We start from the raw sequence: 14,833 nt of genomic DNA, 5'->3' as shown, positions 1-14,833 counted from the left end.
TACCCATACCAATAAAGGATTACCTCTAAATTGCCAGAGAGGTAACGGTTAGTGGGTGGACGAAGCAGGGATGCCTCAGCACCGTGAAAAACCACACCTTTTTTACGTTTTGCATCTACTCATTAAGAGTGATGGCTTTTTTTTTGCCGCAAAACCTCCCACTTTTCCTTTGATTTATATCAACTTACCGCCGCTCTAAAGCCCTAATGTTTGCAGCATCATTCGAGAATCAGAGGTGTCTATGAGTCACTCTTCCGCTCCCGAAAGGGAAACTGGTGCCGTTATTACAGACTGGCGTCCAGAGGATCCGGCGTTCTGGCAACAGCGCGGCCACCGTGTAGCAAGTCGTAATCTGTGGATTTCCGTTCCATGTCTGTTACTGGCGTTTTGCGTCTGGATGTTGTTCAGTGCGGTTGCGGTTAACCTGCCAAAAGTGGGCTTTACCTTTACCACCGACCAGCTGTTTATGTTGACCGCGTTGCCGTCGCTTTCAGGCGCACTGCTGCGCGTTCCTTATGCGTTTATGGTGCCGGTCTTTGGTGGTCGTCGCTGGACGGCTTTCAGTACCGGGATCATGATCATACCGTGCGTGTGGCTCGGTTTTGCGGTGCAGGATACCTCCACACCGTTTAGCGTGTTCGTGATTATCTCTCTGCTGTGCGGTTTTGCGGGGGCGAACTTTGCGTCCAGTATGGCAAACATCAGCTTCTTCTTCCCGAAAGCGAAGCAGGGTGGCGCGCTGGGCATTAACGGCGGTCTGGGTAACATGGGCGTGAGCGTGATGCAGCTGATTGCCCCGCTGGCGATCTCTGTCTCCATCTTTGCGGCCTTTGGCGGCGGCGGTGTGACGCAGCCCGACGGTTCCGTGCTGTTCCTGCAAAACGCCTCCTGGATTTGGGTACCGTTCCTGGTGGTCTTTACCCTGGCGGCGTGGTTCTTCATGAACGATCTGTCCGCGTCCAAAGCGTCACTGAGCGAGCAGCTGCCGGTTCTGAAGCGTGGCCACCTGTGGGTGATGGCGTTGCTGTATCTGGCGACCTTCGGCTCGTTCATCGGTTTCTCCGCAGGCTTTGCCATGCTGTCTAAAACCCAGTTCCCGGACGTGCAGATCCTTCAGTTTGCCTTCTTCGGTCCGTTTATCGGCGCGCTGGCACGTTCGCTGGGCGGGATGATCTCCGACCGTCTGGGCGGGACGCGCGTTACGCTGGTGAACTTTGTTGTAATGGCCATCTTCTGTGCGCTGCTGTTCCTGACGCTGCCTGCGGGTGGTGAGGGGGGTAACTTCTTTGCCTTCTTCGGCGTCTTCATGGTGCTGTTCCTGACCGCCGGGCTGGGCAGTGCGTCTACTTTCCAGATGATCTCTGTCATCTTCCGCAAGCTGACCATGGACCGCGTGAAAGCGCAGGGTGGGAGCGACGAGCAGGCAATGCGTGAAGCCGCCACCGATACCGCTGCGGCGCTTGGGTTTATCTCTGCGATAGGCGCGATTGGCGGCTTCTTTATTCCAAAAGCGTTCGGTATCTCACTGGATCTGACCGGCTCTCCGGCGGGTGCGATGAAAGTATTCCTCGTCTTCTATATCGCCTGCGTGGTCATCACCTGGCTGGTATATGGCCGTAATACCAAGAAAAACAAGTAAGCTTGATTATCCGTTTGCGCGGCCTGAGTGCCGCGCTTTTTTTAATCGCTGAATAGTTACAACATACTAATGGCGTTACCCGTGCTCACCCGCAGGTAACGATGTGATCGCCATCGCTTAACAGGTGTCTCTACCCCTTAATACCTAAGATGTTAAATTCTGCCTCACATATTGTACGATAAATAAAATATATCTATATAAATCATAAGGTTAAAAAATATTAACAGCTACCGCTTTGGTGGTATTTGATCTAATACCCCCCCTCAGAGTCCCCCTTCGTCTTGATCGTTATCAATTCTCACCATCTTTCATAGCGTTACCTTCGCTGCAAATCAGCAATGTCGATTTAGAGAGCCACAGGCTCCACACAGGAGATACCCGATGAGCAAATTTTTGGACCGGTTTCGCTACTTCAAACAGAAGGGTGAAACTTTTGCCGATGGGCACGGCCAGGTTCTGGATACCAACCGGGACTGGGAAGACGGTTACCGTCAACGCTGGCAGCATGACAAAGTTGTCCGTTCTACCCACGGCGTAAACTGCACTGGCTCATGTAGCTGGAAGATTTTCGTTAAAAACGGTCTGGTGACCTGGGAAATGCAGCAGACCGATTATCCGCGTACCCGTCCGGATATGCCGAACCACGAGCCGCGTGGCTGCCCGCGTGGGGCCAGCTACTCCTGGTATCTCTACAGCGCAAACCGACTGAAATACCCGCTGATGCGTAAACGCCTGATGAAAATGTGGCGTGAAGCGAAAGTGCAGCACAGCGATCCGGTTGATGCCTGGGCCTCCATCATTGAAGATGCCGACAAAGCGAAAAGCTTCAAGCAGGCGCGTGGTCGCGGTGGTTTCGTTCGCTCTTCCTGGAAAGAGGTGAACGAGCTGATTGCGGCTTCCAACGTCTACACCGTGAAAACTTACGGTCCTGACCGTGTGGCAGGCTTCTCGCCAATCCCGGCGATGTCGATGGTCTCTTACGCCTCCGGCGCGCGCTACCTGTCACTCATCGGCGGAACCTGCCTGAGCTTCTACGACTGGTACTGCGACCTGCCGCCAGCGTCGCCACAGACCTGGGGCGAGCAGACCGACGTGCCGGAGTCCGCTGACTGGTACAACTCCAGCTACATCATCGCCTGGGGCTCTAACGTTCCGCAGACCCGTACCCCGGATGCGCACTTCTTTACCGAAGTACGTTACAAAGGGACCAAAACCGTTGCCGTGACCCCGGACTACGCCGAAATCGCCAAGCTGTGCGACCTGTGGCTGGCGCCGAAACAGGGTACCGATGCCGCCATGGCGCTGGCGATGGGCCACGTAATGTTGCGTGAATTCCACCTCGACAAGCCAAGCCAGTATTTCACCGATTACGTGCGTCGCTACACCGACATGCCAATGCTGGTGATGCTCGAAGAGCGTGACGGCTATTACGCCGCAGGCCGTATGCTGCGTGCCGCAGATCTGGTGGACGCGCTGGGTCAGGAAAACAACCCGGAGTGGAAAACGGTCGCCTGCAACAGCAACGGCGAGCTGGTGGCGCCAAACGGCTCTATCGGCTTCCGCTGGGGCGAAAAAGGCAAATGGAACCTGGAGCAGCGTAACGGCACCACGGGTGAAGAGACGGAACTTCGTCTCAGCATGCTGGGCAGCCAGGATGAGATCGCCGATGTCGGCTTCCCGTACTTTGGTAATGAAGGTTCCGAGCACTTCAACAAGGTTGAGCTGCAAAACGTTCTGATGCACAAACTGCCGGTTAAGCGCCTGCAACTGGCGGACGGTTCTACTGCTCTGGTCACTACCGTCTACGATCTGACCATGGCGAACTACGGCCTGGAGCGCGGCCTGAACGATGAAAACTGCGCGACCAGCTATGATGACGTGAAGGCTTATACCCCGGCCTGGGCGGAGCAGATCACCGGCGTGCCACGCGCGCAGATCACCCGTATCGCGCGTGAATTTGCGGAAAACGCCGACAAAACCCACGGTCGCTCCATGATCATCGTCGGTGCCGGTCTGAACCACTGGTATCACCTCGATATGAACTATCGCGGCCTGATCAACATGCTGATCTTCTGCGGCTGCGTCGGGCAGAGCGGCGGCGGCTGGGCGCACTACGTGGGCCAGGAAAAACTGCGTCCGCAGACCGGCTGGCAGCCGCTGGCGTTTGCCCTTGACTGGCAGCGTCCGGCCCGTCACATGAACAGCACCTCCTACTTCTATAACCACTCCAGCCAGTGGCGCTACGAGACGGTTACCGCCCAGGAACTGCTGTCGCCGATGGCGGATAAATCCCGCTACAGCGGCCACCTGATTGACTTCAACGTGCGCGCTGAGCGTATGGGCTGGCTGCCGTCTGCGCCGCAGCTGGGCACGAACCCGCTGCGCATTGCGGAAGCGGCGAAGAAAGCGGGCATGTCACCGGTTGACTACACCGTTAAATCCCTCAAAGACGGCTCAATCCGCTTCGCGGCAGAACAGCCGGAGAACGGTAAAAACCATCCGCGTAACCTGTTCATCTGGCGCTCTAACCTGCTGGGTTCGTCCGGTAAAGGCCATGAATACATGCTGAAATACCTGCTCGGTACCGAAAACGGTATTCAGGGTAAAGATCTCGGCAAGCAGGGCGGCGTGAAGCCAGAAGAAGTTGAATGGAAAGACAACGGTCTGGACGGCAAGCTGGATCTGGTGGTAACGCTGGACTTCCGTCTGTCCAGTACCTGCCTGTACTCCGATATCGTGCTGCCTACCGCCACCTGGTACGAAAAAGACGACATGAATACGTCGGATATGCATCCGTTTATTCATCCGCTGTCTGCGGCCGTTGACCCGGCATGGGAATCAAAAAGCGACTGGGAAATCTACAAAGACATCGCGAAGAAATTCTCCGAAGTCTGTGTAGGGCACCTGGGCAAAGAGACCGACGTGGTGACGCTGCCAATCCAGCACGACTCCGCTGCCGAACTGGCGCAACCGCTGGACGTGAAGGACTGGAAAAAAGGCGAGTGCGACCTGATCCCAGGCGTAACCGCGCCGCACATTATTCCGGTTGAACGTGATTACCCGGCAACGTACGAGCGCTTTACCTCTATCGGCCCGCTGATGGAAAAAATCGGTAACGGCGGGAAAGGGATCGCCTGGAACACCCAGAGTGAAATGGACCTGCTGCGCAAGCTCAATTACACCAAAGCGGACGGCCCGGCGAAAGGCCAGCCGATGCTGAACACGGCGATTGATGCGGCGGAAATGATCCTGACCCTGGCCCCGGAAACCAACGGCCACGTGGCGGTGAAAGCCTGGGCGGCCCTGAGCGAGTTTACCGGTCGTGACCATACGCACCTGGCGAAGAATAAAGAGGAAGAGAAAATCCGCTTCCGCGATATTCAGGCCCAGCCGCGCAAGATTATCTCCAGCCCGACCTGGTCTGGCCTCGAAGATGAACATGTGTCCTATAACGCCGGATACACCAACGTTCACGAGCTGATCCCATGGCGCACGCTTTCTGGCCGTCAGTCTCTGTATCAGGATCACCAGTGGATGCGTGACTTCGGTGAAAGCCTGCTGGTTTACCGTCCGCCAATCGACACCCGCTCCGTGAAAGCGGTGATGGGTGCGAAATCAAACGGTAACCCTGAGAAGGCGCTGAACTTCCTGACGCCGCACCAGAAGTGGGGTATCCACTCCACCTATAGCGACAACCTGCTGATGCTGACCCTGTCGCGCGGGGGGCCAATCGTCTGGATGAGCGAAGCGGACGCCAAAGATCTGGGTATCGAAGATAACGACTGGATTGAAGTGTTCAACAGCAACGGTGCCCTGACGGCACGTGCGGTGGTGAGCCAGCGTGTACCGGCCGGGATGACCATGATGTACCACGCGCAGGAACGTATCGTTAACCTGCCGGGGTCTGAGATCACCGAACAGCGCGGCGGTATTCACAACTCCGTGACCCGTATTACGCCGAAGCCGACCCACATGATCGGTGGTTATGCCCAGCTGGCCTACGGCTTTAACTACTACGGCACCGTAGGATCGAACCGCGATGAGTTCGTGGTGGTACGTAAGATGAAGAATATTAACTGGTTAGATGGCGAAGGTAATGACCAGGTACAGGAGAGCGTAAAATGAAAATTCGTTCACAAGTCGGCATGGTGCTGAATCTGGATAAATGCATCGGCTGTCATACCTGCTCAGTCACCTGTAAAAACGTCTGGACCAGCCGTGAAGGTATGGAGTACGCCTGGTTCAACAACGTGGAAAGTAAGCCGGGCACCGGCTTCCCGACCGACTGGGAAAACCAGGAGAAGTGGAAGGGCGGCTGGATCCGTAAAATCAACGGCAAACTGCAACCGCGCATGGGTAACCGTGCCATGCTGCTGGGTAAAATCTTCGCTAACCCGCATCTGCCGGGCATCGATGATTACTACGAGCCGTTTGATTACGACTATCAGAACCTGCACAACGCGCCGGAAAGCAAACACCAGCCGATCGCCCGTCCTCGCTCGCTGATCACCGGCCAGCGCATGGACAAAATTACCAGCGGTCCAAACTGGGAAGAGATTCTGGGCGGCGAGTTCGAAAAACGCGCCAAAGACCAGAACTTCGAGAACATGCAGAAGGCGATGTACGGCCAGTTCGAAAACACCTTCATGATGTACCTGCCGCGCCTGTGCGAACACTGCCTTAACCCGGCGTGCGTGGCGACCTGCCCAAGCGGCGCCATCTACAAGCGTGAAGAAGATGGCATTGTGCTGATCGACCAGGACAAGTGCCGCGGCTGGCGTATGTGCATCACCGGCTGCCCGTACAAAAAAATCTACTTCAACTGGAAGAGCGGTAAGTCTGAGAAGTGCATCTTCTGCTACCCGCGTATCGAAGCCGGTATGCCGACCGTCTGCTCAGAGAGCTGCGTAGGTCGTATCCGCTACCTCGGCGTGCTGCTGTACGACGCGGACGCGATTGAAAATGCCGCAAGCACCGAGAACGAGAAAGATCTGTATCAGCGTCAGCTGGATGTCTTCCTCGATCCGAACGATCCGAAGGTCATTGAGCAGGCGCTGAAAGACGGTATTCCGCAGAGCGTGATTGACGCCGCACAGCAGTCTCCGGTGTACAAAATGGCGATGGACTGGAAGCTGGCCCTGCCGCTGCACCCGGAATACCGCACGCTGCCGATGGTCTGGTATGTGCCGCCGCTGTCTCCGATTCAGTCTGCGGCGGATGCGGGTGAACTGGGCAGCAACGGCATTCTGCCGGACGTGGAAAGCCTGCGTATCCCGGTTCAGTATCTGGCCAACCTGCTCACCGCCGGGGATACCCAGCCGGTACTGCTGGCGCTGAAACGTATGCTGGCGATGCGTCACTTCAAACGTGCGGAAACTGTTGACGGCGTGAACGATACCCGCGCGCTGAAAGAGGTTGGTCTGACCGAAGCGCAGGCGCAGGAGATGTACCGCTATCTGGCAATCGCTAACTACGAAGATCGTTTCGTGGTGCCGAGCAGCCACCGTGAACTGGCTCGCGAGGCCTTCCCTGAGAAAAGTGGGTGTGGCTTTACCTTTGGCGACGGTTGCCACGGGTCAGACAGCAAATTCAATCTGTTCAACAGCCGCCGCATCGACGCGATGGATGTGACCAGCAAAACGGAGCCGCACCAATGATTGAACTCGTCATTGTTTCGCGTCTGCTCGAGTACCCTGATGCTGCGCTTGTGCAGCATCAACAGGAACTCTTTGATGCACTCGCGTCATCTGAAAACCTGGATAAAGAGGATGCCCAGAAGCTGGGCGTTTTCCTCCGCGATCTGCTGGCGCGCGATCTTCTTGATGCGCAGGCGGACTACAGCCAGCTGTTTGACCGGGGTCGTGCCACGTCTCTGCTGTTGTTCGAACACGTTCACGGTGAATCCCGCGACCGTGGTCAGGCGATGGTGGATCTGATGGCCCAGTACGAGCAGCACGGTTTGCAACTCGACAGCCGCGAGCTGCCGGATCACCTGCCGCTGTATCTGGAATATCTGGCGCAGTTGCCGAAAGAGAAAGCGCTGGGCGGGTTGCAGGACATAGCTCCCATTCTGGCGTTGCTCGGCGCGCGTCTCCAGCAACGTGAGAGCAGCTATGCAGTCCTGTTTGATCTGCTGGTGAAACTGGCTAACGCCTCGGTTGACAGTCAAAAAGTGGCGGAAAAAATCGCGGATGAAGCCCGGGACGATACCCCACAAGCACTGGATGCCGTCTGGGAAGAAGAGCAGGTGAAATTCTTTGCTGACCAGAGCTGTGGCGAATCTGAAATCTCCGCGCATCAGCGTCGTTTTGCCGGAGCGGTGGCTCCGCAATATTTGAATATCTCTAACGGAGGACAGCACTAATGCACTTCCTGAATATGTTCTTCTTTGACATTTACCCGTATATCGCGGGCACCGTATTCCTGGTGGGAAGCTGGCTGCGTTATGACTATGGCCAGTACACCTGGCGTGCTGCCTCCAGCCAGATGCTGGATCGTAAAGGGATGAACCTGGCGTCAAACCTGTTCCACATCGGGATTTTGGGGATTTTCGCCGGTCACTTCCTGGGGATGCTGACCCCGCACTGGATGTACGAAGCGTGGCTGCCGATTGACGTGAAGCAGAAGATGGCGATGCTCGCCGGTGGCGCCTGCGGCGTGATGACCCTGGTGGGTGGTCTGTTGCTGCTGAAACGCCGTCTGTTCAGCCCACGCGTGCGGGCTACCACGACCGGAGCGGACATCCTGATCCTCTCCCTGCTGATGGTGCAGTGTGCGCTTGGTCTGCTGACCATTCCATTCTCTGCGCAGCATATGGACGGCAGCGAGATGATGAAGCTGGTGGGATGGGCGCAGTCTGTCGTGACCTTCCGCGGGGGCGCCTCTGAGCATCTGGACGGCGTGGCGTTCATCTTCCGCGTTCACCTGGTGTTGGGTATGACCCTGTTTGTGCTGTTCCCGTTCTCTCGCCTGGTGCACATCTGGAGTGCGCCGGTGGAGTACCTGACGCGCAAATATCAGGTTGTGCGTGCTCGTCGCTGATTCGCTGTATTAATACAACCCCGCATATGCGGGGTTTTTTTTGTCCCCGATCCAGGGTTTCGTGCGGATGCCGGGTGGCGGTTGCGCCTTACCCGGCCTACAGACCCTATTTGTAGCTCCGGTAAGCGAAGCGCCACCGGGGAAAACAGGCAGGGAAGGATTACTCCCGGCATCGAGAAATATGATGCATTGTGCTTGAATGAGTGCTTAAGAATCTGGAAGTGATGGTGGTGGGGGAAGGATTCGAACCTTCGAAGTCGATGACGGCAGATTTACAGTCTGCTCCCTTTGGCCGCTCGGGAACCCCACCAGGGGTAATTCATATTTTGAGGTAAAGCTGGAGATGGTGGTGGGGGAAGGATTCGAACCTTCGAAGTCGATGACGGCAGATTTACAGTCTGCTCCCTTTGGCCGCTCGGGAACCCCACCACGGGGTAATGCTTTTAACTGGCCTGCTTCGTGTTGGAAGCGGGGCGCATCATATCAAATGAGACGCCCCTGTAAAGCATTCCTTTAGGAAAATGAAGCTGTTTGCCTGCTTTTTATCCGCAAAGGCGTAAAGCTAATCAATTCATTTTCCGAGGGATTAAAGAATAATCGTTCTGTTGCCGTACACAAAGACGCGCTGGGCAAGTACCTGATACAGCGCACGGCTTAGTACGTTCTTCTCAACGTCACGGCCGGCACGCATCATATCTTCTGCCGTGTAGGTGTGATCCACGTGAATCACGTCCTGCATGATGATTGGGCCTTCATCCAGATTATCATTCACGTAGTGCGCGGTTGCGCCAATGATTTTCACCCCACGCTCGTATGCCTGGTGATACGGACGCGCGCCAATAAAGGCTGGCAGGAAGGAGTGGTGGATGTTGATAATCTTGTTCGGGAAGCGCGCCACGAAGGATGGCGTCAGCACGCGCATATATTTCGCCAGCACCACGTAGTCCGGGTTATGCGCTTCAATCGCAGCAGCCATCAGGTTGTCGTGCTCTTCACGGGTATGGCCTTCGTGACTGACCAGCTCAAACGGAATGTCGAAACGTTCTACCAGCGTACGCAGCGTCTCGTGGTTGCCAATGACGGCGGCAATTTCGACGTCCAGGCCACCGTAGTTGGCTTTCATCAGCAGATCGCCCAGGCAGTGCGCCTCTTTGGTGACCAGAATGACAATACGGCGACGGCCCGCCGGGTTCAGCTCGCGCACCGAGCCTTCCGGCAGGGCGCTGTCCAGATCGGCAAGCAGGGTTGTGTCGTTGAAAATGCCTTCCAGTTCGGTACGCATAAAGAAGCGACCGGTACGGTGGTCAACGAACTCGTTGTTCTGCACGATATTCAGTTCATGCTTGTAGCAAATGTTGGTAATTCGTGCGATCAGCCCTTTTTGATCGGGACAGATAGTGCGCAGAACTTTACGTTGTAATGATTGCATCGCCGGGAAATCCTGTTTATGTATTTGCGAAGTCTGAGTTGTCAGGCATTACTGCCGCAACACTTTTTAAATTTTTTTCCTGAACCACAGGGGCAGGGATCGTTACGACCGAATTGCGGACGTGTGCCGTCAATATAATACCATTGCCCGCTGTCCTTTAAGAACCGTGAGCGTTCAATGATGGCGCCGGGTTTGTTTTGTTCGCTAAAGCGGGCGACAAAACTGACATAGCCCTCGTTGGCATCGCGGCCGGGAGCGGCTTCAAAGACGGTGAGGCCCTGCCAGACGGTGTTGGCAAATCCGGCTTCAATCTCTTGGCGAAAATCGGCAGCATGGCAGGACGGATGCCAGGTTTTAATCAGGTAGTCTGCGTTTTTGATCACAAAAGCAGTATACCGCGAGCGCATAAGGTGTGACGGGTCTGGTGCAACCTGCTTGCCAGAAAGATATCGCTGGCAACATAGGCTATACTCCAGAGCGCTACCACAGGGGCAGAGTTGAGACACGATTCTCTTCCTGGAACAAAAAATAAGGCGTTAAACGCTTAAGGTAGCAATATGTTAACTGAGCAGGTGCGTTGACGCTATGTCGGGAATCCAGGGGAAGTAAAACAGGGCTAATGAGAAAGGTAAAAATTGGACTGGCGTTGGGCTCAGGTGCAGCCCGGGGTTGGTCACATATTGGCGTTATCAATACCTTAAACCAGATGGGGATTGACGTTGATATTGTCGCAGGATGTTCTATCGGGTCGCTGGTCGGATCCGCGTACGCCTGCGGTAAGCTCCCGGAGCTTGAAAGCTGGGTGCGCTCCTTCAGTTACTGGGATGTGCTGCGCCTGATGGATCTCTCCTGGCAGCGTGGCGGCCTGTTGCGCGGCGAACGCGTTTTCAATCAGTTTCGCAAGATAATGCCCCTCGCTGACTTCAGCCACTGCCAAATGCCTTTCGGGGCCGTTGCAACCAACCTCAGTACGGGCAGGGAGTTATGGCTCACCGAAGGGGATATTCATCTCGCCGTTCGTGCATCCTGTAGTATGCCTGGATTAATGGCGCCTGTGCCTCACAATGGCTACTGGCTCGTTGACGGTGGCGTAGTGAATCCTGTCCCTGTCTCTCTGACGCGCGCCATGGGGGCGGATATCGTCATTGCCGTGGATTTACAGCACGACGCTCACCTTATGCAGCAGGATTTGATGCCGGTTAATCTTCAGAGCGATGACACGGAAGAGGAGAAACTTGCCTGGCATGCTCGATTACGCGGCAGAATAGGGCGCCTGGCTGCCCGTCGCGCGGTGACCGCACCGAACGCCATTGAAATCATGACGACCTCTATTCAAATTCTTGAGAATCGCCTGAAGCGAAACCGTATGGCTGGCGATCCTCCGGATATTCTTATTCAACCCTATTGTCCACAAATCTCTACCCTTGATTTCCACCGGGCTGAGGCCGCCATAGCAGCGGGCTCGTTAGCCGTCGAAAAGAAAATAGATGAACTGTTGCCTTTTGTGCGTACAGCACGTTGAGCACTTTTTTGATTACTTCAGCAAAATCTGACAGGCGATAGTACCAATAGCATGCCACTATTGAGTAACTGTCAGCCAGGGGAGGAACCATGACACAGCCATTGGCCGGAAAACATATTTTGATAGTAGAAGACGAGCCCGTTTTCCGATCGCTACTGGATTCGTGGTTATCCTCACTGGGTGCAACCACGTCCCTTGCCGAAGATGGCGTCGAGGCACTGGAAAAAATGGCCAGCATGGCGCCGGATCTGATGATCTGCGATCTTGAGATGCCGCGCATGGACGGATTAATGCTTGTAGAAAACCTGCGTAATGAAGGTTATCAGACACCGATACTGGTGATCTCGGCCACCGAAAATATGGCGGATATTGCTAAGGCGTTGCGTTTAGGAGTGCAGGATATCCTGCTCAAACCGGTTAAAGATTTGAACCGTCTGCGCGAAACGGTGTTGGCCTGCCTGTATCCCAATATGTTCAATTCCCGGGTGGAAGAAGAAGAACGTCTTTTCCAGGACTGGGATGCTTTAGTCAGTAATCCGCTCGCGGCCGCGAAGCTGCTTCAGGAACTTCAGCCGCCGGTGCAGCAAAATATCTCTCATTGCAGAGTAAATTATCGCCAGCTGGTAGCGGCTGACCAGCCTGGACTGGTGCTGGATATTGCGCCGCTCTCGGATTCCGACCTCGCTTTTTATTGCCTGGATGTTACCCGAGCGGGAGATAACGGCGTTCTGGCGGCCTTATTACTCCGGGCGCTGTTTAATGGATTGCTACAGGAACAATTATCCCATCAGGGGCAACGACTTCCTGAGTTAGGCAGTTTACTAAAACAGGTCAACCAACTTTTTCGCCAAGCCAATTTACCGGGGCAGTTCCCGCTTCTGGTTGGCTATTATCACAGCGGGTTGAATAACCTTATTCTGGTGTCTGCGGGATTAAATGCCACACTGAATACTGGCGAACACCATATTCAGGTGAGTAACGGCGTGCCGTTGGGTACGCTGGGAAATACTTACCTTAATCAAATTAGCCATCGCTGCACCTCCTGGCAGTGCCAAATTTGGGGTGCCGGAGGGCGGTTACGCTTAATGTTGTCCACGGAGTAAGCAGTCAGATTTTATTTTTCAGATTGCTTTACCTGTGTTTTTGCTGGCAGTGCTACTATCGCTGCAAGTTTCATGCGTATTTGTCTTAATTGATCGGCAACGCGTTCTTTTCAGACCCGTATTAGTGGCTGAGACTGTATACTCAAAGCGTTATTCAATGCATAAAAGTTCAAAACTTGAACAGTTCAGGAGAATTTCAATGGCTGCCCTAAATTCGAAAGTCAGAAAGGCCGTTATCCCGGTGGCGGGATTGGGTACCAGGATGTTGCCAGCGACGAAGGCAATCCCAAAAGAGATGCTGCCTCTGGTTGATAAGCCATTAATCCAGTATGTCGTGAATGAATGTATTGCAGCAGGTATCACCGAAATTGTGCTGGTGACGCATTCATCTAAAAACTCTATCGAAAACCATTTCGATACCAGTTTCGAACTCGAAGCAATGCTGGAAAAACGTGTTAAGCGCCAGCTGCTGGAGGAAGTGCAGTCTATTTGTCCTCCACACGTTACCATTATGCAGGTTCGTCAGGGCCTGGCGAAAGGCCTGGGACACGCAGTATTATGTGCACACCCGGTAGTGGGTGATGAGCCGGTCGCGGTTATTCTGCCTGATGTGATCCTTGATGAGTACGAGTCCGATCTTTCCCAGGAAAACCTGGCGGAAATGATTAAACGCTTCGACGAAACCGGCAGCAGCCAGATTATGGTTGAGCCAGTCGACGACGTGACCGCTTACGGCGTGGTTGACTGCAAAGGCGTTGACCTGCAACCTGGCGAAAGCGTACCGATGGTTGGCGTTGTTGAAAAACCTAAAGCGGACGTCGCGCCGTCTAACCTTGCTGTCGTTGGTCGTTACGTACTGAGCGCTGAAATTTGGGCGCTGCTGGCGAAAACGCCTCCGGGTGCGGGCGATGAAATCCAGCTGACGGATGCTATCGATATGCTGATCGAGAAAGAGACCGTGGAAGCCTACCATATGAAAGGTAAGAGCCATGACTGCGGGAATAAGCTCGGTTATATGCAGGCATTCGTCGAATATGGTATTCGCCATAACAGCCTGGGTGAAGAATTTAAAGCCTGGCTCAAAGGTAGCGTGGGTATTAAGTAATAAACTCACCAGCCTGTGAACAAGACCGGTGTGGCGTCGCCCACCGGTTTTTTTATGCCTGTCACTCTGTAATTGACGGGGGATTGTCAAGGACGTTAAATACGGAGCCTCACAATATGACAGAATGTAAGGAGATGTTCGGGCGGATATTACAGGCATAAAAAATCCCGCATTAAGCGGGATTTTTCAGAATCTTTCCAGATTAATCCTTGATCAGGAAGTCATCCAGTTGTTTACCTTGTTCGTCCATTGCTTTCTTGATTACAGCAGGAGTACGGCCCTGGCCGGTCCAGGTTTTCTCTTCGCCGTTCTCATCGATGTAGCTATATTTAGCAGGACGTGCCGCGCGTTTTGCTTTGGTACCGGTTTTAGCCGCAGCCATGCTGTTCAGCAATTCGTTTGGATCGATACCATCGGCAATCAGCATTTCGCGATACTGTTGCAGTTTACGTGTACGTTCTTCGATTTCAGCCGCAGCTGCGCTTTCTTCTTCACGACGTTCGTTAACTACAACTTCTAATTTTTCGAGCATTTCTTCAAGCGTCTCAAGGGTACATTCTCTTGCCTGCGCACGAAGAGTACGGATGTTGTTCAGAATTTTAAGTGCTTCGCTCATTGTAGTAATCTCAAACTTATAATGGGGGTGGGTTTGTTGTCCTAATAATAGAGCCTTAATTTCACTTGTGCAATAGGTGGGAATGTAAGGAATTCAAAAAATACAAAATAAACGACGCTATTATTAATTACGCTAACTTAAATTTCATTGTTTGTTGGGGCTGCGAGATATCGTTTCAAACGGCAAAAGCGCGTCATTTGCATGTTTGTTTTGTGACTTTTACCTCAGGAATTATAGTTGCGGTTGATAAATATCAGCCTTTTGTATTACCCCGTGTAAACGCAGCGAAGCCAGGAATAGTTAATAAATAGTGAATTTTAATGAACGAAGAAGACACTATAAAAAGAAGTGTTATCTCTGGTTGCGGTCTCACCTTAT

General features: G+C 53.9%; 11 protein-coding genes and 2 tRNA genes. 8 read left to right on the top strand and 5 right to left on the bottom strand.

The genetic code is table 11. From position 1 onward, the window contains the following. Positions 1-241 precede the first annotated feature (241 nt). The 5 genes from DD597_RS14125 (at position 242) to narI (ending at position 8,680) form a co-directional block, all read left to right on the top strand. Entirely contained in the window at positions 242-1,639 is a 1,398-nt protein-coding gene (locus DD597_RS14125; RefSeq protein ID WP_003856705.1) for a NarK family nitrate/nitrite MFS transporter, read from the top strand. A gap of 381 nt (positions 1,640-2,020) precedes the next feature. Beyond that, positions 2,021-5,764, top strand: coding sequence for a nitrate reductase subunit alpha (locus DD597_RS14120; protein ID WP_022651367.1), 3,744 nt, complete (start codon positions 2,021-2,023; stop codon positions 5,762-5,764). Beyond that, positions 5,761-7,296, top strand: a complete 1,536-nt coding sequence (gene narH / locus DD597_RS14115; RefSeq protein ID WP_059370594.1) for a nitrate reductase subunit beta — start codon at positions 5,761-5,763, stop codon at positions 7,294-7,296. Before DD597_RS14120 ends, narH begins: the two co-directional genes overlap by 4 nt. Then, positions 7,293-8,003: a nitrate reductase molybdenum cofactor assembly chaperone gene (gene narJ / locus DD597_RS14110; protein WP_058648252.1), complete on the top strand. Its 711-nt coding sequence runs from the start codon at positions 7,293-7,295 to the stop codon at positions 8,001-8,003. Before narH ends, narJ begins: the two co-directional genes overlap by 4 nt. Continuing rightward, complete coding sequence (gene narI, locus DD597_RS14105; protein ID WP_003856712.1) at positions 8,003-8,680, top strand: respiratory nitrate reductase subunit gamma; 678 nt, start codon at positions 8,003-8,005, stop codon at positions 8,678-8,680. Before narJ ends, narI begins: the two co-directional genes overlap by 1 nt. Positions 8,681-8,905: 225 nt before the next feature. On the opposite strand, the gene DD597_RS14100 is transcribed toward narI, so the two are convergent. From DD597_RS14100 to DD597_RS14085, 4 genes are all read right to left on the bottom strand, one after another. After that, positions 8,906-8,990, bottom strand: a tRNA-Tyr gene (locus DD597_RS14100). Between the two features lie 34 nt (positions 8,991-9,024). Further along, positions 9,025-9,109: transfer RNA gene (locus tag DD597_RS14095), tRNA-Tyr, on the bottom strand. Positions 9,110-9,266: 157 nt separating this feature from the next. Beyond that, positions 9,267-10,109 (bottom strand): formyltetrahydrofolate deformylase, encoded by an 843-nt coding sequence (purU, locus tag DD597_RS14090; protein ID WP_003856715.1) that lies wholly within the window; start codon positions 10,107-10,109, stop codon positions 9,267-9,269. Positions 10,110-10,150: 41 nt separating this feature from the next. Continuing rightward, complete coding sequence (locus tag DD597_RS14085; protein WP_045333133.1) at positions 10,151-10,615, bottom strand: YchJ family protein; 465 nt, start codon at positions 10,613-10,615, stop codon at positions 10,151-10,153. A 113-nt stretch (positions 10,616-10,728) separates the two neighbouring features. Here DD597_RS14085 and rssA point away from each other — a divergent pair, with 113 nt between their 5' ends. The 3 genes from rssA (at position 10,729) to galU (ending at position 13,839) form a co-directional block, all read left to right on the top strand. After that, the gene (gene rssA / locus DD597_RS14080) at positions 10,729-11,631 is read left to right on the top strand and encodes a patatin-like phospholipase RssA (RefSeq protein WP_045333132.1); all 903 of its coding nucleotides are present in this window, start codon (positions 10,729-10,731) and stop codon (positions 11,629-11,631) included. An 89-nt stretch (positions 11,632-11,720) separates the two neighbouring features. Then, positions 11,721-12,734, top strand: coding sequence for a two-component system response regulator RssB (gene rssB, locus DD597_RS14075; RefSeq protein ID WP_003856721.1), 1,014 nt, complete (start codon positions 11,721-11,723; stop codon positions 12,732-12,734). Between the two features lie 199 nt (positions 12,735-12,933). Next, the gene (gene galU / locus DD597_RS14070; protein ID WP_003856723.1) at positions 12,934-13,839 is read left to right on the top strand and encodes a UTP--glucose-1-phosphate uridylyltransferase GalU; all 906 of its coding nucleotides are present in this window, start codon (positions 12,934-12,936) and stop codon (positions 13,837-13,839) included. A 202-nt stretch (positions 13,840-14,041) separates the two neighbouring features. Here galU and hns read toward each other — a convergent pair whose 3' ends face one another. Next, positions 14,042-14,455 carry a histone-like nucleoid-structuring protein H-NS gene (hns, locus tag DD597_RS14065; RefSeq protein WP_003856724.1) on the bottom strand — a complete coding sequence of 138 codons (414 nt, stop codon included), beginning with the start codon at positions 14,453-14,455 and terminating at the stop codon, positions 14,042-14,044. Positions 14,456-14,833 lie beyond the last annotated feature (378 nt).

Source organism: Enterobacter cloacae complex sp. 677-3DZ2D5B, assembly GCF_004136695.1.
Lineage (GTDB): Bacteria > Pseudomonadota > Gammaproteobacteria > Enterobacterales > Enterobacteriaceae > Enterobacter > Enterobacter hormaechei_C.
This window is presented reverse-complemented; position numbering and strand designations above follow the sequence as displayed.

Excerpts from the sequence above, each read along its gene's own strand:
- DD597_RS14125 (WP_003856705.1), top strand. The coding sequence starts at position 242 with ATGAGTCACTCTTCCGCTCCCGAAAGGGAAACTGGTGCCGTTATTACA.
- DD597_RS14120 (WP_022651367.1), top strand. The coding sequence starts at position 2,021 with ATGAGCAAATTTTTGGACCGGTTTCGCTACTTCAAACAGAAGGGTGAA.
- narH (WP_059370594.1), top strand. The coding sequence starts at position 5,761 with ATGAAAATTCGTTCACAAGTCGGCATGGTGCTGAATCTGGATAAATGC.
- narJ (WP_058648252.1), top strand. The coding sequence starts at position 7,293 with ATGATTGAACTCGTCATTGTTTCGCGTCTGCTCGAGTACCCTGATGCT.
- narI (WP_003856712.1), top strand. The coding sequence starts at position 8,003 with ATGCACTTCCTGAATATGTTCTTCTTTGACATTTACCCGTATATCGCG.
- purU (WP_003856715.1), bottom strand. The coding sequence starts at position 10,109 with ATGCAATCATTACAACGTAAAGTTCTGCGCACTATCTGTCCCGATCAA.
- rssA (WP_045333132.1), top strand. The coding sequence starts at position 10,729 with ATGAGAAAGGTAAAAATTGGACTGGCGTTGGGCTCAGGTGCAGCCCGG.
- rssB (WP_003856721.1), top strand. The coding sequence starts at position 11,721 with ATGACACAGCCATTGGCCGGAAAACATATTTTGATAGTAGAAGACGAG.
- galU (WP_003856723.1), top strand. The coding sequence starts at position 12,934 with ATGGCTGCCCTAAATTCGAAAGTCAGAAAGGCCGTTATCCCGGTGGCG.
- hns (WP_003856724.1), bottom strand. The coding sequence starts at position 14,455 with ATGAGCGAAGCACTTAAAATTCTGAACAACATCCGTACTCTTCGTGCG.